Source organism: Citrobacter sp. Ca225 (assembly GCF_030337175.1).
In the GTDB taxonomy this organism is placed as follows: Bacteria; Pseudomonadota; Gammaproteobacteria; order Enterobacterales; family Enterobacteriaceae; genus Citrobacter_A; species Citrobacter_A amalonaticus.
Genome location: NZ_JAOWCD010000061.1, coordinates 1 through 25,833, shown reverse-complemented (window position 1 = coordinate 25,833; position 25,833 = coordinate 1). Strand labels below are relative to the sequence as shown.

20 protein-coding genes and 1 pseudogene are annotated in these 25,833 nt (G+C 53.5%); 19 read left to right on the top strand and 2 right to left on the bottom strand.

Going from position 1 to position 25,833, the window contains the following annotated elements; genetic code table 11:
- Positions 1-28: 28 nt before the first annotated feature.
- Both glnD and map read right to left on the bottom strand, forming a co-directional pair.
- Complete coding sequence (gene glnD / locus OGW13_RS06905) at positions 29-2,701, bottom strand: bifunctional uridylyltransferase/uridylyl-removing protein GlnD (protein WP_042997868.1); 2,673 nt, start codon at positions 2,699-2,701, stop codon at positions 29-31.
- A 108-nt stretch (positions 2,702-2,809) separates the two neighbouring features.
- Complete coding sequence (gene map / locus OGW13_RS06900; protein WP_042997867.1) at positions 2,810-3,604, bottom strand: type I methionyl aminopeptidase; 795 nt, start codon at positions 3,602-3,604, stop codon at positions 2,810-2,812.
- A gap of 322 nt (positions 3,605-3,926) precedes the next feature.
- On the opposite strand from map, the gene rpsB reads away from it, so the two are divergent.
- The 19 genes and pseudogenes from rpsB (at position 3,927) to OGW13_RS06805 (ending at position 25,796) form a co-directional block, all read left to right on the top strand.
- Positions 3,927-4,652, top strand: a complete 726-nt coding sequence (gene rpsB / locus OGW13_RS06895) for a 30S ribosomal protein S2 (protein ID WP_012133990.1) — start codon at positions 3,927-3,929, stop codon at positions 4,650-4,652.
- Between the two features lie 259 nt (positions 4,653-4,911).
- A complete protein-coding gene (gene tsf / locus OGW13_RS06890) occupies positions 4,912-5,763 on the top strand; it encodes a translation elongation factor Ts (protein ID WP_042323696.1) in 852 nt (283 codons plus the stop codon).
- A gap of 152 nt (positions 5,764-5,915) precedes the next feature.
- Entirely contained in the window at positions 5,916-6,641 is a 726-nt protein-coding gene (pyrH, locus tag OGW13_RS06885; protein ID WP_042997866.1) for a UMP kinase, read from the top strand.
- A gap of 272 nt (positions 6,642-6,913) precedes the next feature.
- Positions 6,914-7,471, top strand: a complete 558-nt coding sequence (frr, locus tag OGW13_RS06880; protein WP_042323692.1) for a ribosome recycling factor — start codon at positions 6,914-6,916, stop codon at positions 7,469-7,471.
- 92 nt (positions 7,472-7,563) lie between these two features.
- Positions 7,564-8,760 (top strand): 1-deoxy-D-xylulose-5-phosphate reductoisomerase, encoded by a 1,197-nt coding sequence (ispC, locus tag OGW13_RS06875; protein WP_044255378.1) that lies wholly within the window; start codon positions 7,564-7,566, stop codon positions 8,758-8,760.
- A gap of 313 nt (positions 8,761-9,073) precedes the next feature.
- On the top strand, positions 9,074-9,832 hold the full coding sequence (gene ispU, locus OGW13_RS06870) for a (2E,6E)-farnesyl-diphosphate-specific ditrans,polycis-undecaprenyl-diphosphate synthase (protein ID WP_042997864.1): 759 nt from the start codon (positions 9,074-9,076) through the stop codon (positions 9,830-9,832).
- A gap of 12 nt (positions 9,833-9,844) precedes the next feature.
- Positions 9,845-10,702, top strand: a complete 858-nt coding sequence (gene cdsA, locus OGW13_RS06865; protein WP_042997863.1) for a phosphatidate cytidylyltransferase — start codon at positions 9,845-9,847, stop codon at positions 10,700-10,702.
- 11 nt (positions 10,703-10,713) lie between these two features.
- The gene (rseP, locus tag OGW13_RS06860; protein WP_044255374.1) at positions 10,714-12,066 is read left to right on the top strand and encodes a sigma E protease regulator RseP; all 1,353 of its coding nucleotides are present in this window, start codon (positions 10,714-10,716) and stop codon (positions 12,064-12,066) included.
- A gap of 31 nt (positions 12,067-12,097) precedes the next feature.
- Positions 12,098-14,527 (top strand): outer membrane protein assembly factor BamA, encoded by a 2,430-nt coding sequence (gene bamA / locus OGW13_RS06855; protein WP_044255371.1) that lies wholly within the window; start codon positions 12,098-12,100, stop codon positions 14,525-14,527.
- Between the two features lie 125 nt (positions 14,528-14,652).
- Entirely contained in the window at positions 14,653-15,138 is a 486-nt protein-coding gene (gene skp / locus OGW13_RS06850) for a molecular chaperone Skp (RefSeq protein ID WP_042323679.1), read from the top strand.
- Between the two features lie 3 nt (positions 15,139-15,141).
- Positions 15,142-16,167, top strand: coding sequence for a UDP-3-O-(3-hydroxymyristoyl)glucosamine N-acyltransferase (gene lpxD, locus OGW13_RS06845; protein WP_042997860.1), 1,026 nt, complete (start codon positions 15,142-15,144; stop codon positions 16,165-16,167).
- A 103-nt stretch (positions 16,168-16,270) separates the two neighbouring features.
- Positions 16,271-16,726, top strand: coding sequence for a 3-hydroxyacyl-ACP dehydratase FabZ (gene fabZ / locus OGW13_RS06840; protein ID WP_003018528.1), 456 nt, complete (start codon positions 16,271-16,273; stop codon positions 16,724-16,726).
- Between the two features lie 3 nt (positions 16,727-16,729).
- Complete coding sequence (gene lpxA, locus OGW13_RS06835) at positions 16,730-17,518, top strand: acyl-ACP--UDP-N-acetylglucosamine O-acyltransferase (RefSeq protein ID WP_042997859.1); 789 nt, start codon at positions 16,730-16,732, stop codon at positions 17,516-17,518.
- On the top strand, positions 17,518-18,666 hold the full coding sequence (lpxB, locus tag OGW13_RS06830; RefSeq protein WP_042997858.1) for a lipid-A-disaccharide synthase: 1,149 nt from the start codon (positions 17,518-17,520) through the stop codon (positions 18,664-18,666). Before lpxA ends, lpxB begins: the two co-directional genes overlap by 1 nt.
- A complete protein-coding gene (gene rnhB, locus OGW13_RS06825) occupies positions 18,663-19,259 on the top strand; it encodes a ribonuclease HII (protein ID WP_042997857.1) in 597 nt (198 codons plus the stop codon). Before lpxB ends, rnhB begins: the two co-directional genes overlap by 4 nt.
- A gap of 24 nt (positions 19,260-19,283) precedes the next feature.
- Positions 19,284-22,766: a DNA polymerase III subunit alpha gene (gene dnaE, locus OGW13_RS06820; RefSeq protein ID WP_042997856.1), complete on the top strand. Its 3,483-nt coding sequence runs from the start codon at positions 19,284-19,286 to the stop codon at positions 22,764-22,766.
- A 12-nt stretch (positions 22,767-22,778) separates the two neighbouring features.
- Positions 22,779-23,738 carry an acetyl-CoA carboxylase carboxyl transferase subunit alpha gene (gene accA / locus OGW13_RS06815; RefSeq protein ID WP_042997855.1) on the top strand — a complete coding sequence of 320 codons (960 nt, stop codon included), beginning with the start codon at positions 22,779-22,781 and terminating at the stop codon, positions 23,736-23,738.
- Positions 23,739-23,837: 99 nt separating this feature from the next.
- Positions 23,838-24,497: pseudogene (gene ldcC / locus OGW13_RS06810) on the top strand (lysine decarboxylase LdcC); the annotation flags it as partial.
- A gap of 91 nt (positions 24,498-24,588) precedes the next feature.
- A protein-coding gene (locus OGW13_RS06805) for an IS3 family transposase (protein ID WP_109455549.1) occupies positions 24,589-25,796 on the top strand; the annotation gives its coding sequence in 2 pieces (ribosomal slippage) (positions 24,589-24,910 and positions 24,910-25,796; 1,209 coding nt in all).
- Positions 25,797-25,833: the final 37 nt, after the last annotated feature.

The window sequence follows — 25,833 nt, the reverse complement described above, 5'->3', positions numbered from 1 at the left end:
TTAAACTCTTTCCCTATAAATAAACACACTACCCTTTATCGTTTGGATTGAGGGCCTCTGTCAACCGTTGATGCACTTCCTGCTGCAGCGCATTATTAAGTGCACGCCGGTCTGCTGTAGCGATTATGAATAAATCTTCTACTCGCTCACCAATGGTTGTAATTCGGGCGCCATGAAGCGAAATTCCCAGATCGGCAAAAATTTGCCCGACCCGCGCCAGCAGCCCTGGCTGATCGAGCGCGATAAGCTCGAGGAACGATTTGCGGTCGGTGTGCGTGGGCAGGAATGTGACCTCGGTATCGACGGTAAAGTGGCGTAATTTTGCCGGCTGTCGGCGCGGCTGCGGCGGCTGCCAGCTGCGCTGGGTGATTGCCTGTTCCAGCCCAAAGCGGATGGCTTCATGCCTGTCTGACGACAGCGGGCTGCCGTCCGGTTCCAGTACGATAAAGGTATCCATCGCCATGCCATCGCGGGTGGTGAAAATCTGCGCATCGTGGACGCTGAGGTTACGTCGGTCCAGCTCGGCGCAAACGGCGGCAAACAGATACGGGCGATCCGGACTCCAGATGAAGATTTCCGTCCCGCCGCGTGTTGCCTGCGGGCTGAGCAGAATTAGCGGCTCGCTGAGATCGTGCTGCAACAGATGACGCGCATGCCAGGCCAGCTGGTTCGGGCTGTGGCGCACGAAGTAGTTGGCGCGACAGCGCGACCAGATATGGTGCAATGCTTCTTCATCAATGTTATCCATCCGCAGCAGCGCCAGCGCCTGCAACTGGTGATGGCGCACGCGTTCACGCATATCCGGCGTGTTTTGCATTCCCCGACGCAGCTGTTTTTCCGTGGCGAAGTACAGCTCGCGCAGCAAACTTTGCTTCCAGCTGTTCCATAGCGTTTCGTTAGTGGCGCATATATCCGCCACCGTCAGGCAAACCAGGAAGCGCAGGCGATGTTCCGTCTGTACTTCTTCGGCGAACTGCTTAATCACTTCGGGATCCTGAATATCCCGGCGCTGAGCGGTCACCGACATCAGCAGGTGCTGGCGAACCAGCCAGGCAATCAGCTGCGTTTCGCGCGAGTTCAGGCCGTGCAGTTCCGCAAACTTGAGCACGTCCTGTGCGCCCAGCACCGAGTGGTCGCCGCCGCGTCCTTTGGCAATATCATGAAATAGCGCGGCGATAAAAATGAGCTCAGGCTGGCGCAGACGCGGCCAGAGATCCACGCACAATGGGTGGCGCTGACGGGTCTCTTCTTTGGCAAAACTTTCCAGCTTCAGCATCACGCGAATCGTGTGTTCGTCCACCGTGTAAGCATGGAACAGGTCAAACTGCATCTGCCCGACAATACGTGACCACTGGGGCATGTAGGCCCACAGCACGCTATGGCGGTGCATCGGCAGCAGACCGCGGCTGACCGCACCAGGATGGCGCAGCATACTAAGAAACAGCGATCGCGCCTCCGGGATGTAGCACAGCGGCTGATTCAGATGGCGGCGCGCATGGCGCAGATGGCGCAGGGTGGTGGAGTAGATCCCGGTGATCGCACTGTTGCGTACCATGGTGTAGAACATCCGCAGGATCGCTTCCGGTTCGCGGATGAACAGATCGTCCTGACGCAGATCGATCAGCGTGCCGCGTAGCTGGAAATCGTCATCAATAGGACGCGGCTTTTCGTCGGCGGACAGCGCGAGGATCGCTTCGTCAAACAGCTGCAGCAGCATCTGGTTGAGTTCCGTGACGCGGCGGGTGACGCGGAAATAATCCTTCATCATCTGCTCAACCGGCTCGTTGCCTTCGCCGCTGTAATTCAGGCGCTGAGCGACGCTCAACTGGCGATCGAACAGCAGGCGGTTATCGTAACGACTGACCACTAAATGCAGGGCAAAACGAATGCGCCACAGAATGTGCAGGCACTCGTTGAGCTCAGCGCGTTCTGCCTGAGTCAAAAAGCCGAAGCCGACCATTTCGTCGAGCGAGGTAGCGCCGAAATGGCGACGGGCGACCCACTGCAGCGTGTGGATATCGCGCAGACCGCCGGGGCTACTTTTGATATCCGGCTCGAGGTTATAGCTGGTGCCGTGATAGCGCTGGTGGCGCTGATGCTGCTCTTCCACTTTGGCGGCGTAGAACTTGTCGGAGGGCCAGAAACCTTCGCTGAAGATATGTTTTTGCAGCGCCAGAAAAAGGGCCACGTCGCCAATCAACAGACGGGTTTCAATCAGGTTGGTGGCGACGGTCAGGTCCGACAACCCTTCCAGCAGGCATTCTTCCAGCGTACGTACGCTGTGCCCGACCTCCAGTTTGACGTCCCACAGCAATGTCAGCAGCTCGCCGACCTTTTGCGCCTGATCGTCCGGTAATTTTTTACGACTCAGGATGAGCAGGTCGATATCAGAAAGCGGGTGCAGCTCACCGCGTCCGTAGCCACCGACGGCGACCAGCGCCAGATCGGCAATCTGCCCAAAACCGGCGTCGATCCACAGACGTTGCAGCAACTGGTCGATAAATTCGGTCCGGGCTTCAATTAGCTGTTCGGCGGAAATCCCGCTGTCGAAGGCATCGCCCAGCCATTGCTGGAACGCGTCGATATGCGTTTTGATTCCGGCGACGGTGAGTTCGTCGCGAGACCAGGTCCCCGGGTTCTGCGGCTGACCGGGGAGGGTGGGGAGTGCGGTATTCGCGTGTTGTTCAGGAAGTGTATTCATTATGCGCCACCCATTAAAAAAGCCGGATATGGCGAAAGTGCCTTATCCGGCCTACGGAATAGTGCCATTTGTAGGCCTGATAAGCGAGAGCGCCATCAGGCAAAAAAGTTATGCGTCGTGCGTAATGACCGCCGGGATGGTGTCATCCTTACGTAACGTCAGAATTTCACAGCCGTTATCGGTCACCACAATAGTATGCTCGTATTGTGCAGACAAGCTCCGGTCTTTGGTTTTGACCGTCCAGCCGTCTTTCATTGTGCGGATACGGTAATCACCGGCGTTGAGCATCGGTTCGATGGTAAAGGTCATGCCCGGTTTCAGCACCACGCCGCCGTCATCCGCATCATAGTGCAGCACCTGCGGCTCTTCGTGGAAGCCACGACCAATGCCGTGTCCGCAGTATTCACGCACCACGGAGAAACCTTCTCCTTCCGCATATTTCTGGATCGCCGCACCGAGCGTACGCAGACGGATACCTGGTTTCACCATTCGCAGCGCCAGATACAGGCTTTCCTGGGTGACGCGGCACAGACGCTCGCCCAGTATGGTCGGTTTGCCAACGATAAACATTTTGGAGGTATCGCCGTGGTAATCGTCTTTAATGACGGTCACGTCGATGTTGACGATATCGCCATCTTTTAGATGTTTGGCATCATCCGGAATCCCGTGACATACCACTTCATTAATAGAGATGCAGACGGATTTCGGATAACCGTGATAGCCGAGACAGGCCGAGATCGCATGCTGCTCGTTAACGATGTAGTCGTTACAGATACGATCCAGTTCACCCGTGCTAACGCCCGGTTTGATATACGGTTCGATCATCTCCAGCACTTCCGCGGCCAGACGGCCCGCGACGCGCATTTTTTCGATTTCTTCAGGGGTCTTGATTGAGATAGCCATGAATTCTGTCCATCAGTGTCGATTATTTCGACAATAATTGTGTAAGTGCTGTCAATGGTATCAGTCCAGCATACATGCTGCCAAATTGAGAATCATTAACAGCACAGCAAGCCAACAATTATTGGTGTCCACGGCGTATTTGTGGTATAAAGCGCGCCGGACTTCCGATCTCATTTCGTATACACAGAATGGACGGAAGCGACAAATCTCACTTTGTGTAACAACACACACGTATCGGCACATATTCCGGGGTGCCCTTTGGGGTCGGTAATATGGGATACGTGGAGGCATAACCCCAACTTTATCTATAGAGGTTTTAATCATGGCAACTGTTTCCATGCGCGACATGCTCAAGGCTGGTGTTCACTTCGGTCACCAGACCCGTTACTGGAACCCGAAAATGAAGCCGTTCATCTTCGGTGCGCGTAACAAAGTTCACATCATCAACCTTGAGAAAACTGTACCGATGTTCAACGAAGCGCTGGCTGAACTGAACAAGATTGCTTCTCGTAAAGGTAAAATCCTTTTCGTTGGTACTAAACGCGCTGCAAGCGAAGCGGTGAAAGACGCTGCTAACAGCTGCGACCAGTTCTTCGTGAACCATCGCTGGCTGGGCGGTATGCTGACTAACTGGAAAACCGTTCGTCAGTCCATCAAACGTCTGAAAGACCTGGAAACTCAGTCTCAGGACGGTACTTTCGAAAAGCTGACCAAGAAAGAAGCGCTGATGCGTACTCGTGAGCTTGAGAAACTGGAAAACAGCCTGGGCGGTATCAAAGACATGGGCGGTCTGCCGGACGCTCTGTTCGTCATCGATGCTGACCACGAGCACATTGCTATCAAAGAAGCAAACAACCTAGGTATTCCGGTATTTGCTATCGTTGATACCAACTCTGATCCGGATGGTGTTGACTTCGTTATCCCGGGTAACGACGACGCAATCCGTGCTGTTAGCCTGTACCTGGGCGCTGTTGCTGCAACCGTTCGTGAAGGCCGTTCTCAGGATCTGGCTTCCCAGGCGGAAGAAAGCTTCGTAGAAGCTGAATAATAAGGCTTGATAACTTCCCTGAAATAGTGCGAGTTGCAGGAAGGCGGCAAGCTCGAGAATTCCCGGGAGCTTACATCAGTAAGTGACTGGGATGAGCGAGCGAAGAAAACGTTCCTGCGGTTCGGAATATGAAGGGGAAGAGCCCTTATAAACCAGGTAGTATCATGTTTGGTTAGGGGGCCTGTATATGGCCCCCTTTTTCACTTTTAAATCTGTGCGGTTTGACGCCGGGCAGATCAAATCTTCCGAGGATTTTAGAATGGCTGAAATTACCGCATCCCTGGTAAAAGAGCTGCGTGAGCGTACTGGCGCAGGCATGATGGATTGCAAAAAAGCACTGACTGAAGCTAATGGCGACATCGAGCTGGCAATCGAAAACATGCGTAAGTCCGGCGCTATCAAAGCGGCGAAAAAAGCAGGCAACGTTGCTGCTGACGGCGTGATCAAAACCAAAATCGACGGCAACATCGCTTTCATTCTGGAAGTTAACTGCCAGACTGACTTCGTTGCTAAAGATGGTGGTTTCCAGGCATTTGCTGACAAAGTGCTGGATGCCGCTGTTGCTGGCAAAATCACTGACGTTGAAGTGCTGAAAGCGCAGTTCGAAGAAGAGCGCGTTGCGCTGGTAGCGAAAATCGGTGAGAACATCAACATCCGCCGTATCGCTTCCCTGGAAGGTGACGTTCTGGGTAGCTACCAGCACGGTGCGCGCATCGGTGTTCTGGTTGCCGCTAAAGGCGCAGACGAAGAGCTGGTTAAGCAGCTGGCAATGCACGTTGCTGCAAGCAAGCCTGAATTTGTTAAGCCGGAAGACGTGTCTGCTGAAGTGGTAGAAAAAGAATACCAGGTTCAGCTGGACATCGCGATGCAGTCTGGTAAGCCGAAAGAAATCGCAGAGAAAATGGTTGAAGGCCGCATGAAGAAATTCACCGGCGAAGTTTCTCTGACGGGTCAGCCTTTCGTTATGGAGCCAAGCAAGTCTGTTGGTCAGCTGCTGAAAGAGCACAACGCTGACGTTACTGGCTTCATCCGCTTCGAAGTGGGCGAAGGCATCGAGAAAGTTGAGACTGACTTTGCAGCAGAAGTTGCTGCGATGTCCAAGCAGTCTTAATTGTCGAAAAGGAGCCGCCTGAGGGCGGCTTCTTTTTGTCACCCGTCTCGCAAAATCAGTATGGCTCTTATTTCGTTGTACTGAGTAGCGACATATCATTGTCGCCAGAATTTACCCCCATTTTTAATCGTTGACAGTCTCAGGAAAGAAACATGGCTACCAATGCAAAACCCGTCTATAAACGCATTCTGCTTAAGTTAAGTGGCGAAGCTCTGCAGGGTTCGGAAGGCTTCGGTATTGACGCAAGCATACTGGATCGTATGGCTCAGGAAATCAAAGAACTGGTTGAACTGGGTATTCAGGTTGGTGTGGTGATTGGTGGCGGTAACTTGTTCCGTGGTGCTGGTCTGGCGAAAGCGGGTATGAACCGAGTTGTGGGCGACCACATGGGCATGCTGGCCACCGTGATGAACGGCCTGGCAATGCGCGATGCGCTTCACCGCGCCTATGTGAACGCCCGCCTGATGTCCGCTATCCCACTGAATGGCGTATGCGACAACTACAGCTGGGCAGAGGCTATCAGCCTGCTGCGTAATAACCGCGTGGTTATCCTCTCTGCGGGTACCGGTAATCCTTTCTTCACCACTGACTCTGCGGCGTGCCTGCGTGGCATTGAAATCGAAGCCGACGTGGTGCTGAAAGCGACGAAAGTCGATGGCGTCTTTACTGCCGATCCGGCGAAAGATCCTGCTGCTACGATGTACGAGCAGTTGACCTACAATGAAGTTCTGGATAAAGAACTGAAAGTGATGGATCTGGCGGCGTTTACGCTGGCGCGTGACCACAAATTGCCGATTCGTGTCTTTAACATGAACAAACCTGGCGCACTGCGTCGCGTCGTCATGGGTGAAAAAGAAGGCACATTAATTACGGAATAATTCCCGTATTGGCCAATTACGGGTAAGATTTGCCTTTACCCGGCGGGACTTTTATATCCTGTGTCATAAATTAAACGAGACTATACTGAGCACATTCTGAATACACAAAGTCATTCATGCTGCGTCAAGGCGACAAGAGCGTGAATCTCCAGGAGCGTACCTGAGTACGTGACTGGAGTGAACGCTTGCAGTCAACGCAGAGGCAGCTTGAAGGATGAAGTGTATTGTGTGCTGTCTGGTCTGACTGAGACTAGTATCCAAGGATTCGTAACGTGATTAGCGATATCAGAAAAGATGCTGAAGTACGCATGGAAAAATGCGTAGAAGCGTTCAAAAACCAAATCAGCAAAATACGCACGGGTCGTGCTTCTCCCAGCCTGCTGGATGGCATTGTCGTGGAATATTACGGCACGCCAACGCCGTTGCGTCAGCTGGCAAGCGTAACGGTAGAAGATTCCCGTACCCTGAAAATCAACGTGTTTGATCGCTCCATGAGCCCGGCCGTTGAGAAAGCGATTATGGCTTCTGACCTCGGTCTGAACCCGAGCTCCGCAGGCAGCGATATTCGCGTTCCGCTGCCTCCGCTGACGGAAGAGCGTCGCAAAGATCTGACGAAAATCGTTCGTGGTGAAGCTGAACAGGCGCGTGTTGCCGTACGTAACGTCCGCCGTGACGCGAACGACAAAGTGAAAGCACTGCTGAAAGACAAAGAGATCAGCGAAGATGACGATCGCCGTTCTCAGGACGACGTACAGAAAATGACGGATGCCGCCATCAAGAAAGTGGATGCGGCGCTGGCAGATAAAGAAGCAGAACTGATGCAGTTCTGATTCCGCTGTACGCTCAAAACGCCGCTCAGAAGATCATACGATCGGCTGGCGGCGTTTTGCTTTTTATCCTGTCTCATTTTTTCGGATGTTTGATGAAGCAATTAACCATTCTGGGTTCGACCGGCTCTATCGGTTGCAGCACGCTGGACGTGGTGCGTCAAAACCCTGAGCACTTCCGCGTTATCGCGCTGGTGGCAGGTAAAAATGTCAGCCGTATGGTGGAGCAGTGCCTGGAATTCTCCCCGCGTTATGCCGTGATGGACGATGACGCCAGCGCGCGCCTTCTCAATGACGCGCTAAAGCAGCATGGTAGCCATACGGACGTTCTCAGCGGGCAACAGGCGGCTTGTGATATGGCGGCGCTTGATGAGGTCGATCAGGTCATGGCGGCCATCGTTGGCGCGGCGGGCCTGCTGCCAACGCTTGCCGCCATTCGCGCGGGAAAAACCATTCTGCTGGCAAACAAAGAATCTTTGGTGACCTGTGGACGCCTGTTCATGGACGCCGTGAAGCACAGTAAAGCCCGACTTTTACCGGTAGACAGCGAACATAACGCTATTTTTCAGAGTATGCCCCAACCCATTCAACACAATCTGGGATACGCTGACCTGGAGCAGAATGGCGTGATGTCCGTTTTGCTTACCGGGTCTGGTGGCCCGTTCCGGGAAACGCCGCTGCATGAACTGGTGTCGATGACGCCCGATCAGGCATGCCGTCATCCGAACTGGTCGATGGGACGTAAGATCTCCGTCGACTCAGCCACTATGATGAATAAAGGTCTGGAATACATTGAAGCGCGTTGGTTGTTTAACGCCAGTGCCCGTCAGATGGAAGTGCTGATTCACCCGCAGTCGGTGATTCACTCGATGGTGCGTTATCAGGACGGCAGCGTTCTGGCGCAACTGGGTGAGCCAGACATGCGCACGCCTATCGCACATACGATGGCCTGGCCGAATCGCGTAACCTCTGGTGTTGCACCGCTCGATTTCTGCAAACTCAGTGCGTTGACGTTTAGCGCGCCGGATTACCAACGTTACCCGTGCCTGAAACTGGCGATGGAGGCGTTTGAGCAGGGGCAGGCCGCTACAACCGCGCTGAATGCAGCCAATGAAATTGTCGTTGCTGCATTTCTTGCTGAAGAAATACGCTTTACCGATATCGCCGATCTCAATTTAGCCGTGCTGGAGCAGATGGATCTACAAGAACCGCAGAGCGTCGATGACGTACTTAAGGTCGATGCGATTGCGCGAGAAGTCGCCAGAAAACAAGTGATGCGACTCGCAAGCTGAGGATTATCCTCCCGGAGGAGATCGTGCTATTTGTTAGCGTTGTGCTTCAGTGATATAGTCTGCGCCACCTGATCGCAGGTATTTGGCTTTTTTCGGTCAGGTAAGCCGTGGTTTGACACGGCTTTTTTGTGGATGCACAAAATCATTCAGGTTGCATCAAGGTGGCAAGTGAATGAGTTTCCAGGCGCATACAAAGAGTATGTGACTGAGGCGAATGATCACAGCCAACGAAGAGGCAGCCTGAAGGATGAAGAGCAAAAGGCTTCAGTATTCCTGAGTACCGCTAAATCCTTTCAGGGACTATAAACGCGTTATGTTGTCTGCAACTCAACCAGTAAGCGAAAATTTGCCTGCACATGGCTGTCGCCATGTCGCGATCATTATGGATGGCAATGGTCGCTGGGCGAAAAAGCAAGGGAAGATTCGCGCATTTGGGCATAAGGCCGGAGCGAAATCCGTCCGCCGTGCCGTCTCTTTTGCTGCCAACAATGGTATTGATGCGTTAACGCTGTATGCCTTTAGTAGTGAAAACTGGAACCGACCGGCGCAGGAAGTGAGTGCGTTAATGGAGCTATTTGTGTGGGCGCTTGATAGTGAAGTGAAAAGCCTGCATCGCCATAACGTCCGCCTGCGCATTATTGGCGACACCAGTCGATTTAACTCGCGTTTGCAAGAACGTATTCGTAAGTCTGAAGCGCTTACCGCCCAGAATACCGGGCTGACGCTGAATATTGCGGCGAATTACGGCGGACGTTGGGACATTGTCCAGGGAGTCAGACAACTGGCAGAACAGGTGCAGGAAGGTTTACTGCGTCCTGATCAGATTGATGAAGACATGCTCAACCAACAAATCTGTATGCATGAGCTGGCTCCGGTGGATTTAGTAATTAGGACTGGGGGAGAGCATCGAATAAGTAACTTTTTGCTTTGGCAAATTGCCTATGCCGAACTTTACTTTACAGATGTTCTTTGGCCCGATTTCGATGAACAAGACTTTGAAGGTGCACTGCATGCCTTTGCTAATCGAGAGCGTCGTTTCGGCGGCACCGAGCCCGGTGATGACAAAGCCTGATGGGGGTCGCTTTTGCTGAAGTATCGCCTAATTTCTGCTTTCGTTTTAATACCCGTGGTCATCGCGGCGCTGTTTCTGCTGCCGCCGGTGGGGTTCGCCATTGTGACGTTGGTTGTTTGTATGCTGGCCGCGTGGGAATGGGGACAGTTAAGCGGTTTTGCCACGCGCACGCAACGCGTCTGGCTGGCGGTGCTGTGTGGGTTATTGCTCGCACTGATGCTGTTTCTGTTGCCGGAATATCATCATAATATTCATCAGCCGATGGTCGAAGCCTCGTTGTGGGCATCGCTGGGCTGGTGGGTTGTTGCGTTAGTGCTGGTGTTTTTTTACCCCGACTCGGCGACGATCTGGCGTAATTCGAAGACATTACGCATAATTTTTGGCGTGCTCACGATCGTTCCCTTCTTCTGGGGAATGCTGGCGCTGCGTGCATGGCACTATGACGAGAATCATTACAGTGGCGCAATATGGCTGCTCTATGTCATGATCCTGGTCTGGGGGGCGGACTCCGGGGCGTATATGTTTGGCAAACTGTTTGGCAAACATAAACTGGCGCCGAAAGTGTCGCCGGGGAAAACCTGGCAGGGCTTTTTTGGTGGCCTTGCCACAGCGGCTGTGATCTCCTGGGGTTACGGCATGTGGGCGAATCTGGATGTTGCGCCTGTCACCTTATTAATCTGTTCTATTGTCGCTGCGCTGGCCTCCGTGCTGGGCGATCTGACTGAGAGCATGTTTAAGCGTGAAGCAGGAATTAAAGACAGCGGTCATTTGATTCCAGGACACGGTGGTATTCTGGACCGTATTGACAGCCTGACGGCGGCAGTACCGGTCTTTGCTTGCCTGTTGTTACTGGTATTCAAGACGCTTTAACGGAAGGTTTTATGCTGAGTATTCTCTGGAATCTGGCTGCATTCATTGTCGCACTGGGTGTGCTGATCACCGTGCATGAATTTGGTCATTTCTGGGTTGCCCGGCGCTGCGGTGTCCGTGTCGAGCGCTTTTCCATTGGATTTGGTAAAGCGCTCTGGCGCCGTACCGATCGGTCTGGGACCGAATATGTCATCGCCCTGATCCCGCTGGGCGGCTATGTCAAAATGCTGGATGAGCGCGCGGAACCGGTGATCCCGGAGCTGCGCCACCACGCTTTCAACAATAAAACCGTCGGCCAGCGCGCCGCGATCATTGCCGCCGGTCCGGTTGCCAATTTCCTCTTTGCCATCTTCGCTTACTGGCTGGTGTTTATCATCGGCGTCCCCGGTGTTCGTCCGGTTGTTGGTGAAATTACGCCCAACTCGATTGCCGCTCAGGCGCAAATTATTCCTGGCACGGAACTTAAAGCCGTTGATGGTATCGAAACCCCTGATTGGGACGCAGTGCGTTTACAGTTGGTCGCAAAAATTGGCGACGAACAGACGACAATCAGCGTGGCGCCTTTCGGCAGCAACCAGCGACAGGAAAAAACGCTGGATTTGCGGCAGTGGGCATTTGAGCCTGATAAGGAAGATCCTGTATCTTCTTTAGGGATTCGACCGCGCGGACCACAGATTGAACCGGTGCTGTCAGAAGTCCAGGCTCAGTCCGCCGCAAGTAAGGCGGGTTTGCAAGCTGGCGACAGGATCGTTAAAGTCGATGGTCAACCGCTAACGCAGTGGATGACGTTCGTGAACCTGGTGCGCGATAATCCGGGTCAGCCGTTAGCGCTGGAAATTGAAAGGCAGGGCAGTGCCTTGTCTTTAACATTAATTCCGGATTCGAAACCGGGTAATGGGAAGGCAGAAGGGTTTGCCGGTGTTGTGCCGAAAATCATTCCTCTGCCGGATGAGTACAAGACAGTACGCCAGTATGGGCCATTCAGCGCCATTGCACAGGCCACGGATAAAACGTGGCAGTTGATGAAGCTGACGGTCAGTATGCTGGGAAAATTGATAACCGGTGATGTGAAACTGAACAACCTCAGTGGGCCGATTTCTATCGCTCAGGGGGCTGGGATGTCAGCGGAGTTCGGGGTGATTTATTATCTGATGTTCCTTGCGCTGATTAGCGTGAACTTAGGGATAATCAACCTGTTTCCGTTGCCCGTTCTTGACGGGGGGCATCTGCTGTTCCTGGCGATTGAAAAGCTTAAGGGCGGACCGGTATCCGAGCGGGTTCAAGACTTTAGTTATCGCATTGGCTCGATATTGCTGGTGCTGTTAATGGGGCTTGCACTTTTCAATGATTTCTCTCGGTTGTAAGAGAGTTAGTTAGGAAGAACGCATAATAACGATGGCGATGAAAAAGTTGCTCATAGCGTCGCTGCTGTTTAGCAGCGCGACCGTATACGGTGCTGAAGGGTTCGTAGTGAAGGACATTCATTTCGAAGGCCTGCAGCGTGTCGCCGTTGGTGCGGCCCTCCTCAGTATGCCGGTGCGCACAGGCGACACGGTTAATGATGAAGATATCAGTAATACCATTCGCGCACTGTTTGCCACTGGCAACTTTGAGGATGTTCGTGTCCTTCGCGATGGCGATACGCTTCTGGTTCAGGTAAAAGAACGTCCGACTATTGCCAGCATCACCTTCTCCGGTAACAAATCGGTGAAAGATGACATGCTGAAGCAAAACCTCGAGGCTTCTGGCGTGCGTGTTGGCGAATCTTTGGATCGCACCACCATTGCCGATATCGAGAAAGGTCTGGAAGACTTCTACTACAGCGTCGGTAAATACAGTGCCAGCGTGAAAGCCGTTGTCACGCCGCTGCCGCGCAACCGTGTTGACCTTAAACTGGTGTTCCAGGAAGGGGTATCGGCGAAGATCCAGCAGATCAATATCGTCGGTAATCATGCCTTCAGCACGGATGAACTGATCTCTCACTTCCAGTTGCGTGATGAAGTTCCGTGGTGGAACGTTGTTGGCGATCGCAAATACCAGAAGCAGAAACTGGCGGGTGACCTTGAAACCCTGCGCAGTTACTACCTGGATCGCGGTTACGCGCGTTTCAACATCGACTCAACGCAGGTCAGCCTGACCCCGGATAAGAAAGGGATCTACATTACCGTGAACATCACGGAAGGCGAGCAGTATAAGCTTTCTGGCGTTCAGGTAACGGGGAACCTGGCGGGGCATTCTGCGGAGATCGAAAGCCTGACCAAAATTGAGCCGGGCGAACTCTATAACGGCACCAAAGTGACCAAAATGGAAGATGATATTAAGAAGCTTCTGGGTCGCTATGGTTACGCCTATCCGCGTGTTCAGTCACAGCCGGAAATCAACGATACTGACAAAACCGTTATGCTGCGCGTAAACGTTGATGCGGGTAACCGTTTCTACGTGCGTAAGATCCGTTTTGAAGGTAACGACACGTCCAAAGATGCCGTCCTGCGTCGCGAAATGCGCCAGATGGAAGGGGCATGGCTGGGCAGTGATATGGTTGATCAGGGTAAAGAGCGTCTGAACCGTCTGGGTTACTTTGAAACGGTCGACACCGACACGCAGCGTGTTCCGGGCAGCCCGGACCAGGTAGACGTGGTCTATAAGGTGAAAGAGCGTAACACCGGTAGCTTTAACTTTGGTGTCGGTTACGGTACGGAAAGCGGCGTAAGCTTCCAGGCCGGTGTTCAGCAGGATAACTGGCTGGGCACGGGTTACGCGGTAGGGATTAACGGTACCAAGAACGATTACCAGACCTACAGCGAACTGTCCGTCACCAACCCGTACTTCACTGTTGATGGCGTGAGTCTGGGTGGGCGCATCTTCTATAACGACTTTGATGCGAACGATGCGGATCTGTCTGACTATACCAACAAAAGTTATGGTACAGACGTCACGCTGGGCTTCCCGGTCAACGAATACAACACCCTGCGTGCGGGTTTAGGGTATGTGCATAACTCCCTGTCTAATATGCAGCCGCAGGTCGCGATGTGGCGTTATTTGAACTCCGTGGGTGAATACCCGAGTGAATCGAATGACCGCAACTCCTTTAGCGCCAACGACTTCACCTTCAACTATGGCTGGACTTATAACAAGCTTGACCGTGGCTTCTTCCCGACGGAAGGGACGCGTATCAACCTGAACGGTAAGGTGACGATCCCTGGCTCTGATAACGAGTTCTACAAAGCGACACTGGATACCGCAACCTACGTACCGATCGACGACGATCATAAGTGGGTGGTCCTCGGTCGTACCCGTTGGGGTTATGGGGATGGAATCGGCGGTAAAGAGATGCCGTTCTATGAGAACTTCTATGCCGGTGGCTCCAGCACCGTGCGTGGCTTCCAGTCCAATACCATTGGTCCGAAAGCCGTTTATTATCCATCCAGCAGTCGTCATGATGGCGATAGCGACTACGATAACGAATGTGAAAGCACGCAATCGGCGCCGTGTAAATCGGATGATGCAGTGGGCGGTAACGCCATGGCTGTCGCCAGCTTGGAGTTCATTACCCCAACGCCGTTCATCAGTGATAAATACGCCAACTCGGTACGTACTTCGTTCTTCTGGGATATGGGTACCGTCTGGGATACTAACTGGGATTCAAGTGCATATTCCGGTTATCCAGACTACAGTGATCCAAGCAATATCCGTATGTCTGCTGGTATCGCATTACAATGGATGTCCCCATTGGGGCCGTTGGTCTTCTCCTACGCCCAGCCGTTTAAGGATTACGATGGAGACAAAAAAGAGCAGTTCCAGTTTAACATTGGTAAAACCTGGTAATTGTTCTTCGCAAAGGAATGTAATGGTAGTGTAGCGATGACTTAAGGCGATCATCTTGCATGGGATCGCCTGGCCACGCAAAGAACTGCACCTTCGGGTGCAAATGGGATGGTAAGGAGTTTATTGTGAAAAAGTGGTTATTAGCGGCAGGTCTCGGTTTAGCAATGGTTACGTCTGCACAGGCTGCTGACAAAATTGCTATCGTCAACATGGGTAGCCTGTTCCAGCAGGTTGCACAGAAGACCGGTGTTTCCAACACGTTGGAAAATGAGTTTAAAGGCCGCGCGAGCGAACTGCAGCGTATGGAATCCGATCTGCAATCTAAAATGCAGCGTCTGCAGTCCATGAAAGCGGGCAGCGATCGTACTAAGCTGGAAAAAGACGTGATGGCTCAGCGCCAGACCTTCTCTCAGAAAGCGCAGGCTTTTGAGCAGGATCGTGCACGTCGTTCCAACGAAGAACGTGGCAAACTGGTTACCCGTATCCAGACTGCAGTGAAATCTGTTGCGAGCAGCCAGAGCATCGATCTGGTCGTTGACGCAAACACCGTTGCTTATAACAGCAGCGATGTAAAAGACATCACCGCTGACGTACTGAAACAGGTTAAATAAGTAATGCCTTCAATTCGACTGGCTGATTTAGCAGAACAGTTGGATGCAGAATTACACGGTGATGGCGATATCGTCATCACCGGCGTTGCGTCCATGCAATCTGCGCAAACGGGTCACATCACCTTCATGGTGAATCCAAAATACCGTGAGCACCTGGCCTTATGCCAGGCGTCTGCCGTTGTCATGACGCAGGACGATCTTCCTTTTGCTAAGAGTGCTGCGCTGGTAGTGAAAAATCCTTACCTGACGTATGCGCGAATGGCGCAAATTTTAGATACCACGCCGCAGCCGGCACAGAACATTGCACCGAGTGCAGTGGTTGATGCGACGGCAACGCTGGGTAGCAATGTTTCAATTGGCGCAAATGCGGTGATTGAGTCTGGCGTGGAGCTTGGCGATAACGTGGTTATCGGCCCGGGCTGCTTCGTCGGGAAAAATACGAAAATTGGGGCCGGTTCGCGTCTGTGGGCGAATGTATCGGTTTACCACGACATTCAGATCGGTGAGAATTGCCTGATCCAGTCCAGTACGGTCATCGGTGCTGACGGTTTTGGCTATGCCAACGATCGCGGCAACTGGGTGAAGATCCCGCAGTTAGGTCGCGTTATTATTGGCGATCGTGTGGAGATCGGCGCCTGTACCACCATCGACCGTGGCGCGCTGGATGATACTGTGATCGGCAATGGGGTTATCATTGATAACCAGTGTCAGATTGCACATAACGTTGTGATTGGCGACAATACGGCAGTTGCCGGTGGCGTCATCATGGCGGGTAGCCTGAAGATTGGCCGTTATTGCATGATCGGCGGTGCCAGCGTAATCAACGGGCATATGGAAATATGCGACAAGGTTACCGTGACGGGCATGGGAATGGTGATGCGTCCCATCACTGAACCTGGCGTCTATTCCTCAGGCATTCCGCTGCAACCTAATAAAGTATGGCGTAAGACAGCCGCACTGGTGATGAACATTGATGATATGAGCAAGCGCCTCAAAGCCATTGAGCGCAAGGTTAATCAACAAGACTAAACTCTCACCCGGTCACACATACTTTACGGCCTGTCGGCATTCATACGATTGCGGCAGGCCGTGTTATTATTGGCTTTTAGCATATTTGGACAGGAAGAGTATTTTGACTACTAACACTCATACTCTGCATATTGAAGAGATTTTAGAACTTCTGCCGCACCGTTTTCCGTTTTTACTGGTTGATCGCGTGCTGGACTTTGAAGAAGGTCGTTTTCTGCGCGCAGTGAAAAATGTCTCCGTTAACGAGCCGTTTTTCCAGGGGCATTTCCCGGGTAAACCGATTTTCCCTGGCGTGCTGATTCTGGAAGCCATGGCACAGGCTACCGGTATTCTGGCGTTTAAAAGCGTTGGTAAACTGGAGCCGGGAGAACTCTATTATTTCGCCGGTATCGATGAAGCGCGCTTTAAGCGTCCTGTCGTGCCAGGCGATCAGATGATCATGGAAGTCACTTTCGAGAAAACGCGCCGTGGCCTGACCCGCTTCAAAGGGGTTGCTCTGGTCGACGGTAAAGTAGTTTGCGAAGCAACGATGATGTGCGCTCGTAGCCGGGAGGCCTGATACGTGATTGATAATTCCGCCTTTGTTCATCCGACCGCCATTGTGGAAGAGGGCGCTTCACTTGGCGCTAACGTTCACATTGGTCCTTTTTGCCTTGTTGGACCCCATGTTGAAATTGGTGAGGGTACCGTACTGAAGTCTCACGTTGTCGTGAATGGTCATACCAAAATTGGCCGCGATAACGAGATATATCAGTTCGCCTCCATTGGCGAAGTGAACCAGGATCTGAAATATGCTGGTGAACCGACCCGTGTGGAAATTGGCGATCGTAACCGCATTCGCGAAAGCGTTACCATTCATCGTGGCACAGTGCAGGGCGGTGGATTGACGAAGGTGGGCAGCGATAACTTACTGATGATCAATGCTCATGTGGCACACGATTGCACAATAGGGGATCGCTGTATTCTGGCTAATAACGCCACGCTAGCGGGTCACGTCTCCCTGGATGATTATGTCATCATCGGTGGCATGACCGCTGTGCACCAGTTCTGCATTATTGGTGCACACGTGATGGTTGGCGGCTGTTCTGGCGTTGCTCAGGACGTTCCGCCGTACGTTATTGCGCAGGGCAACCACGCGACGCCGTTTGGCGTCAACATCGAAGGGCTGAAGCGTCGCGGATTTACTCGCGAAGCAATCACCGCCATCCGCAATGCTTACAAAGCGTTGTACCGTAGCGGCAAAACGCTGGAAGACGTAAAACCGGAAATCGCCGAACTGGCGAAGCAGTATCCGGAAGTACAGGCGTTCAGCGATTTCTTTGCCCGCTCAACGCGCGGTCTGATTCGTTAATGGCTGAGCAGCGCCCCTTAACGATTGCCCTGGTCGCCGGAGAAACCTCCGGCGATATTCTTGGTGCTGGCTTAATCCGGGCGCTGAAGGCGCGTGTTCCCGACGCGCGTTTTGTCGGCGTCGCAGGCCCACGTATGCAGGCCGAAGGCTGTGAAGCCTGGTATGAAATGGAAGAACTGGCGGTGATGGGCATTGTGGAAGTGCTTGGACGCCTGCGTCGTCTGCTGCATATCCGCGCCGATCTGACTCGTCGATTCACTGAGCTGCAGCCCGATGTTTTCGTTGGTATAGATGCACCCGATTTCAATATCACCCTCGAAGGGAATCTGAAAAAACAGGGTATCAAAACGATTCATTACGTCAGTCCGTCCGTCTGGGCGTGGCGACAGAAACGCGTTTTCAAAATAGGCAGATCCACCAATATGGTTCTGGCTTTTCTGCCTTTCGAAAAAGCGTTTTACGACAAGTACAACGTGCCGTGCCGTTTTATCGGTCACACCATGGCGGACGCGATGCCTCTGGACCCGGATAAAAACGCGGCGCGAGATGTGCTGGGGATCCCCCGTGACGCGCACTGTCTGGCGTTATTACCCGGCAGTCGCGGTGCGGAAGTCGAAATGCTCAGTGCCGACTTCCTGAAAACGGCCCAATTGTTGCGCCAGACCTATCCTGATCTTGAGGTGGTGGTGCCATTGGTGAACGCCAAACGGCGCGAGCAGTTTGAGCAGATCAAAGCAGAAGTCGCCCCGACGCTTTCCGTCCATATGTTGGATGGGATGGCGCGAGAAGCGATGATTGCCAGCGATGCCGCGTTGCTGGCATCCGGTACCGCTGCGCTCGAGTGCATGCTGGCCAAATGCCCGATGGTGGTGGGATATCGCATGAAGCCCTTTACGTTCTGGCTGGCGAAGCGACTGGTGAAGACAGATTATGTCTCGCTGCCAAACCTGCTGGCGGGAAGGGAACTGGTGAAAGAGCTGTTGCAGGAAGAGTGCGAGCCGCAAAAGCTGGCTGAGGCGCTTCTTCCCTTACTGGCGAACGGTAAAACCAGTCATGCGATGCACGATACTTTCCGCGAACTGCATCAGCAGATCCGCTGTAATGCTGATGAGCAGGCGGCGGATGCGGTCCTGGAGTTAGCACGATGATCGAATTTGTTTATCCACACACGCACTTAGTGGCGGGTGTGGATGAAGTCGGACGTGGTCCGTTGGTTGGCGCGGTCGTTACCGCAGCCGTGATCCTCGACCCGGCTCGCCCGATTGTGGGTCTTAACGATTCCAAAAAATTATCTGAAAAGCGCCGTCTGGCGCTGTATGACGAAATCAAAGAAAAAGCGTTGAGCTGGAGCCTCGGTCGTGCGGAACCGCACGAGATCGATGAGCTGAATATACTCCACGCCACGATGTTGGCCATGCAGCGAGCGGTGGCGGGGTTACATATTGCGCCGGAATATGTGCTGATCGATGGTAATCGCTGTCCGGCATTACCTGTGCCGTCTCTGGCGGTAGTGAAGGGCGACAGTCGGGTGGCGGAGATCAGCGCCGCGTCTATTCTTGCAAAAGTCACGCGTGACGCCGAAATGGCCGCGTTGGATAGCGTTTTCCCGCAATATGGTTTTGCCCAGCACAAAGGGTATCCAACCGCTTTCCATCTGGAAAAACTGGCTGAACATGGCGCAACGGAGCATCACCGACGTAGTTTTGCTCCCGTTAAACGCGCACTGGGACTCGCGTCCTGATTCTTGTGTCGAAGGAATCTGAAGATGTCTGAACCTCGTTTCGTCCACCTGCGGGTGCACAGCGACTACTCCATGATCGATGGGCTGGCAAAAACCGGGCCGCTGGTGAAAAAGGCGGCCGCGTTGGGCATGCCTGCGCTGGCGATCACCGATTTTACTAACCTCTGTGGTCTGGTGAAGTTCTACGGAGCGGGTCATGGTGCAGGGATTAAACCCATTGTTGGCGCTGATTTCCATGTTCAGAGCGAGCTGATGGGGGATGAACTGACGCATCTGACCGTGCTTGCTGCCAATAACACCGGGTACCAAAATCTTACCCTGCTGATATCCAAAGCTTATCAGCGCGGCTATGGCGCGGCGGGGCCGATCATCGATCGTGACTGGCTGATCGAACTGAAAGAAGGGTTGATCCTGCTTTCCGGCGGGCGCATGGGTGACGTCGGGCGCAGTCTGCTGCGCGGCAACGGCGCGCTGGTTGATGAGTGTGTCGCGTTCTATGAAGAACACTTCCCGGATCGTTACTTCCTTGAGCTTATCCGCACTGGTCGTCCCGATGAAGAGAACTATCTTCATGCTGCCGTTGCGCTGGCGGAAGCGCGCAGTTTGCCGGTGGTCGCCACCAACGACGTGCGCTTTATCAACAGTGATGACTTTGACGCGCATGAAATTCGCGTTGCTATCCACGATGGTTTCACCCTCGACGATCCCAAACGTCCGCGTAATTACTCGCCGCAGCAATATATGCGCTCGGAAGAGGAGATGTGCGAACTCTTCTCTGATATTCCGGAAGCGTTGGAAAACACCGTTGAAATTGCCAAACGCTGTAACGTAACGGTACGTCTGGGCGAGTATTTCCTGCCGCAGTTCCCGACAGGCGATATGACCACGGAAGATTTCCTGGTCCAGAAATCGAAAGAAGGGCTGGAAGAGCGTCTGGCCTTCTTATTCCCGGATGAAGCCGTGCGAAAAGAAAAGCGGCCGCCTTACGATGAACGTCTGGATATTGAACTGCAGGTGATCAACCAGATGGGGTTCCCGGGTTACTTCCTCATCGTGATGGAATTTATCCAGTGGTCGAAAGATAACGGCGTGCCGGTAGGGCCAGGCCGTGGTTCCGGTGCGGGCTCGCTGGTGGCTTACGCGCTGAAAATTACCGACCTCGACCCGCTGGAATTTGACCTGCTGTTCGAACGTTTCCTTAACCCGGAACGTGTCTCGATGCCTGACTTCGACGTTGACTTCTGTATGGAGAAACGCGACCAGGTGATTGAACACGTGGCCGACATGTACGGCCGTGATGCGGTATCGCAGATTATTACCTTCGGTACGATGGCGGCGAAAGCGGTGATCCGCGACGTGGGTCGCGTACTGGGCCACCCGTACGGCTTTGTCGATCGTATTTCGAAACTGGTGCCCCCCGATCCGGGGATGACGCTGGCGAAAGCCTTCGAGGCTGAACCGCAACTGCCAGAAATCTACGAGGCAGATGAAGAGGTTAAAGCGCTGATCGACATGGCGCGTAAGCTGGAAGGCGTGACCCGAAACGCCGGTAAACACGCTGGTGGTGTGGTTATCGCCCCGACGAAAATCACCGATTTTGCGCCGCTGTACTGTGATGAACAGGGGCTGCACCCGGTTACCCAGTTTGATAAAAACGACGTGGAATATGCCGGCCTCGTGAAGTTCGACTTCCTTGGCTTGCGTACACTCACTATCATTAACTGGGCGCTGGAGATGATTAACGCCCGCCGTGAAAAGAACGGTGAGCCGCCGCTGGATATTGCCGCTATCCCGCTGGACGATAAGAAAAGCTTCGATATGCTGCAACGCTCGGAAACCACGGCGGTCTTCCAGCTTGAATCCCGCGGCATGAAAGACCTGATTAAGCGTCTACAGCCTGACTGCTTCGAAGATATGATAGCCCTGGTGGCCCTGTTCCGTCCGGGGCCGTTGCAGTCCGGGATGGTAGATAACTTCATCGATCGTAAGCACGGGCGCGAAGAGATCTCCTATCCGGATGTGCAGTGGCAACACGAAAGCCTGAAACCAGTACTGGAGCCAACCTACGGCATCATCCTGTATCAGGAACAGGTCATGCAGATTGCCCAGGTGCTTTCTGGCTATACTCTTGGCGGTGCGGATATGCTGCGTCGTGCGATGGGTAAGAAAAAGCCGGAAGAGATGGCCAAACAGCGCTCCATCTTTGAAGACGGCGCGAAGAAAAACGGTATTGACGGCGAACTGGCGATGAAAATCTTCGACCTGGTGGAGAAATTCGCCGGTTACGGGTTTAACAAATCGCACTCTGCTGCCTACGCGCTGGTCTCTTACCAGACGCTGTGGCTGAAAGCGCACTATCCTGCTGAGTTTATGGCGGCGGTAATGACTGCCGATATGGACAACACCGAGAAGGTGGTGGGGCTGGTGGATGAATGCTGGCGCATGGGGCTGAAAATCCTGCCGCCGGATATCAACTCCGGGCTGTACCACTTCCACGTCAACGACGATGGCGAGATTGTCTACGGTATCGGCGCGATCAAAGGCGTGGGTGAAGGCCCGATCGAGGCGATCATTGAGGCGCGTAACAACGGCGGCTATTTCCGTGAGCTGTTTGATCTTTGCGCGCGCACCGATACCAAAAAGCTCAACCGGCGGGTGCTGGAAAAATTGATCATGTCCGGGGCCTTTGACAGGCTGGGGCCGCATCGTGCTGCGCTGATGAATTCGCTGGGCGATGCGCTGAAAGCCGCCGATCAGCACGCGAAAGCAGAAGCGATTGGTCAGGCAGATATGTTCGGCGTGCTGGCGGAAGAGCCGGAGCAAATTGAACAATCCTACGCCAGCTGCCAGCCGTGGCCAGAGCAGGTGGTGTTAGATGGGGAACGCGAAACGTTGGGGTTGTACCTGACGGGTCACCCGATCAACCAGTATTTGAAAGAAATTGAGCGCTATGTCGGAGGCTACCGGCTGAAAGACATGCATCCGACAGAACGTGGTAAAGTGACCACGGCTGCGGGGCTCGTCATTGCCGCAAGGGTTATGGTCACCAAGCGCGGCAATCGTATCGGCATCTGTACGCTGGATGACCGTTCCGGACGTCTGGAGGTGATGTTATTTACCGACGCCCTGGATAAATACCAGCAATTGCTGGAAAAAGACCGCATACTTATCGTCAGCGGACAGGTCAGCTTTGATGACTTCAGCGGGGGGCTTAAAATGACCGCCCGCGAAGTCATGGATATTGACGAAGCCCGGGAAAAATATGCTCGCGGGCTTGCTATCTCGCTGACGGACAGGCAAATTGATGACCAGCTTTTAAACCGACTCCGTCAGTCTCTGGAACCCCACCGCTCGGGGACAATTCCAGTACATCTCTACTATCAGAGGGCGGATGCACGCGCGCGGTTGCGTTTTGGCGCGACGTGGCGTGTCTCTCCGAGCGATCGTTTGCTTAACGATCTCCGTGGCCTCATTGGTTCGGAGCAGGTGGAACTGGAGTTTGACTAATACAGGAATACTATGAGTCTGAATTTCCTTGATTTTGAACAGCCGATTGCAGAGCTGGAAGCAAAAATCGATTCTCTGACTGCGGTGAGCCGTCAGGACGAGAAACTGGATATTAACATCGATGAAGAAGTGCATCGTCTGCGTGAAAAAAGCGTAGAACTGACGCGTAAAATCTTCGCCGATCTTGGCGCATGGCAGGTTGCCCAACTGGCACGCCATCCGCAGCGTCCTTACACCCTGGATTATGTTCGCCTGGCGTTTGATGAATTTGACGAACTGGCGGGCGATCGCGCTTATGCGGACGATAAAGCTATCGTCGGCGGCATTGCGCGTCTGGACGGTCGTCCGGTGATGATCATTGGTCATCAGAAAGGCCGCGAGACCAAAGAGAAAATCCGTCGTAACTTCGGTATGCCGGCGCCGGAAGGCTATCGTAAAGCGCTGCGTCTGATGGAAATGGCCGAGCGTTTCAACATGCCGATCATTACCTTTATCGACACTCCGGGGGCTTACCCAGGCGTGGGTGCCGAAGAGCGCGGTCAGTCCGAAGCTATCGCCCGTAACCTGCGTGAAATGTCACGTCTGAGCGTGCCGGTTATCTGCACCGTGATCGGCGAGGGCGGTTCCGGTGGCGCGCTGGCGATCGGCGTGGGCGATAAAGTGAATATGCTGCAATACAGCACCTATTCCGTTATCTCTCCGGAAGGCTGTGCTTCCATTCTGTGGAAAAGTGCGGACAAAGCGCCGCTGGCCGCAGAAGCGATGGGGATCATTGCGCCACGTCTGAAAGAGCTGAAGCTGATTGATTCCATCATCCCGGAACCGCTGGGCGGCGCGCATCGCAATCCGGAAGCGATGGCGGCTTCGCTGAAAGCGCAGCTGCTGGCTGACCTCGCGGATCTCGATGTATTGAGCACAGAAGATTTGAAGAACCGTCGCTATCAGCGTCTGATGAGCTACGGCTACGCCTAAGCGTTGACCATTCCGAAAAGGGCCACAATTTGTGGCCCTTTTTTTTTACCTGCGGTTTGAACAGGCTATGATTAGCTAAGGTTTTTCCAGGAGGAACGCATGAATATCATCGCCATTATGGGGCCGCACGGGGTTTTTTATAAAGACGAGCCCATTAACGAGCTTGAGCGTGCGCTGCAATCACAGGGATTTCAGATTATCTGGCCGCAAAACAGCGTCGACCTGCTGAAATTTATCGAACACAACCCGCGCATTTGTGGGGTGATTTTTGACTGGGATGAGTACAGTCTCGATTTGTGCAGTGAGATTAACCAGCTCAATGAGTATTTACCGCTGTATGCGTTTATCAACACGCATTCGACGATGGATGTCAGCGTTCACGACATGCGCATGGCGCTATGGTTTTTCGAGTATGCGCTCGGGCAGGCGGAAGATATCGCGACGCGCATTCGCCAGTACACCAACGAGTACCTCGACAATATCACGCCGCCTTTTACCAGAGCGCTGTTCACCTATGTGAAAGAGGGGAAATACACCTTCTGCACGCCGGGTCACATGGCCGGAACGGCCTATCAAAAAAGTCCGGTTGGCTGCCTGTTCTATGACTTTTTCGGTGGCAATACCCTGAAAGCGGATGTGTCGATATCAGTCACTGAACTGGGTTCGTTACTCGATCACACCGGGCCACATCTGGAGGCTGAAGAGTATATCGCCCGAACGTTCGGCGCAGAGCAGAGTTATATGGTGACTAACGGCACCTGATGTAGCCCCCTGAAACACCAGACAGTAGCTGTATCTCCAGATAAGAGATAGGCTTGAATATATGTCTAACACTAACGCCAATTTTGAGATGACCGGGATCCTGTTAGGGCAAGAAGTCCGTAAACGTAAAACTCCTCAGGAGAAGATCGCCATTATCCAGCAGACGATGGAGCCGGGCATGAATGTCTCCCATGTCGCCCGCCTGCATGGCATCCAGCCCAGCCTGCTGTTTAAGTGGAAGAAGCAATATCAGGAAGGCAGCCTCACCGCCGTTGCGGCCGGAGAAGAAGTTGTTCCAGCTTCTGAGCTTACTGCTGCTCTGAAGCAGGTCCGGGAGCTTCAGCGCCTGCTGGGCAAGAAGACGATGGAAGTTGAGATCCTGAAAGAAGCCGTGGAGTACGCTCAGTCGCGAAAATGGATAGCGCACGCGCCCTTGTTGCCAAAGGACGGGGAATAGCCCTGGTCAGCCGCACCATGGGCGTGTCGCGTGCGCAGCTGTCACTGCGAATTAACCGTTCTGCCGACTGGCAGGACAGGCGCTGTAACCGGCGTGATGACGAAGCAGACGCTGAAATACTGTCAGAGATCCTCGATATCATCAGCGATATGCCCAGTTACGGCTATCGCCGTGTGTGGGGCATCCTGCGTACGCAACGCCGTACAGAGGGACTGCCCCCCGTGAACGCCAAACGGCTTTACCGGCTTATGAGTGAGCATAATCTGCTGTTACTGCATGACAAACCAGAGCGGTCGAAGCGTGAACATAAGGGCAAAATCGCGGTGGCAGAAAGCGATATGCGCTGGTGTTCAGATGGCTTCGAGTTCGGCTGCGACAACGGTGAGAAGCTGCGGGTCACGTTCGCGCTGGACTGCTGCGACAGAGAAGCCATAGACTGGGCAGCGAGCACAGGAGGCTACGACAGTTCGACGGTGCAGGATGTGATGCTGAGGTCGGTGGAAAAGCGCTTCGGCGACGGGCTGCCGACCACACCGGTTCAATGGCTGACGGATAACGGTTCAGCATATACCGCGCATGAAACGCGGAGGTTCGCCAGAGAGCTGAATCTGGAGCCGTGTACAACAGCGGTGAGCAGCCCGCAGAGCAATGGCATGGCCGAACGATTCGTGAAGACGATGAAGGAAGACTATATCGCGTTCATGCCAAAACCAGATGTGAGAACAGCCCTGCGAAACCTTGCAGCAGCGTTCACACATTACAATGAAAACCACCCGCACAGCGCGCTGGGATATCACTCCCCGAGGGAATATCGGCGGCAGCGGACATCGTTAACTTAAGATACAAAAGCTGTCCGGAGATGGCGGGTCAAGATCA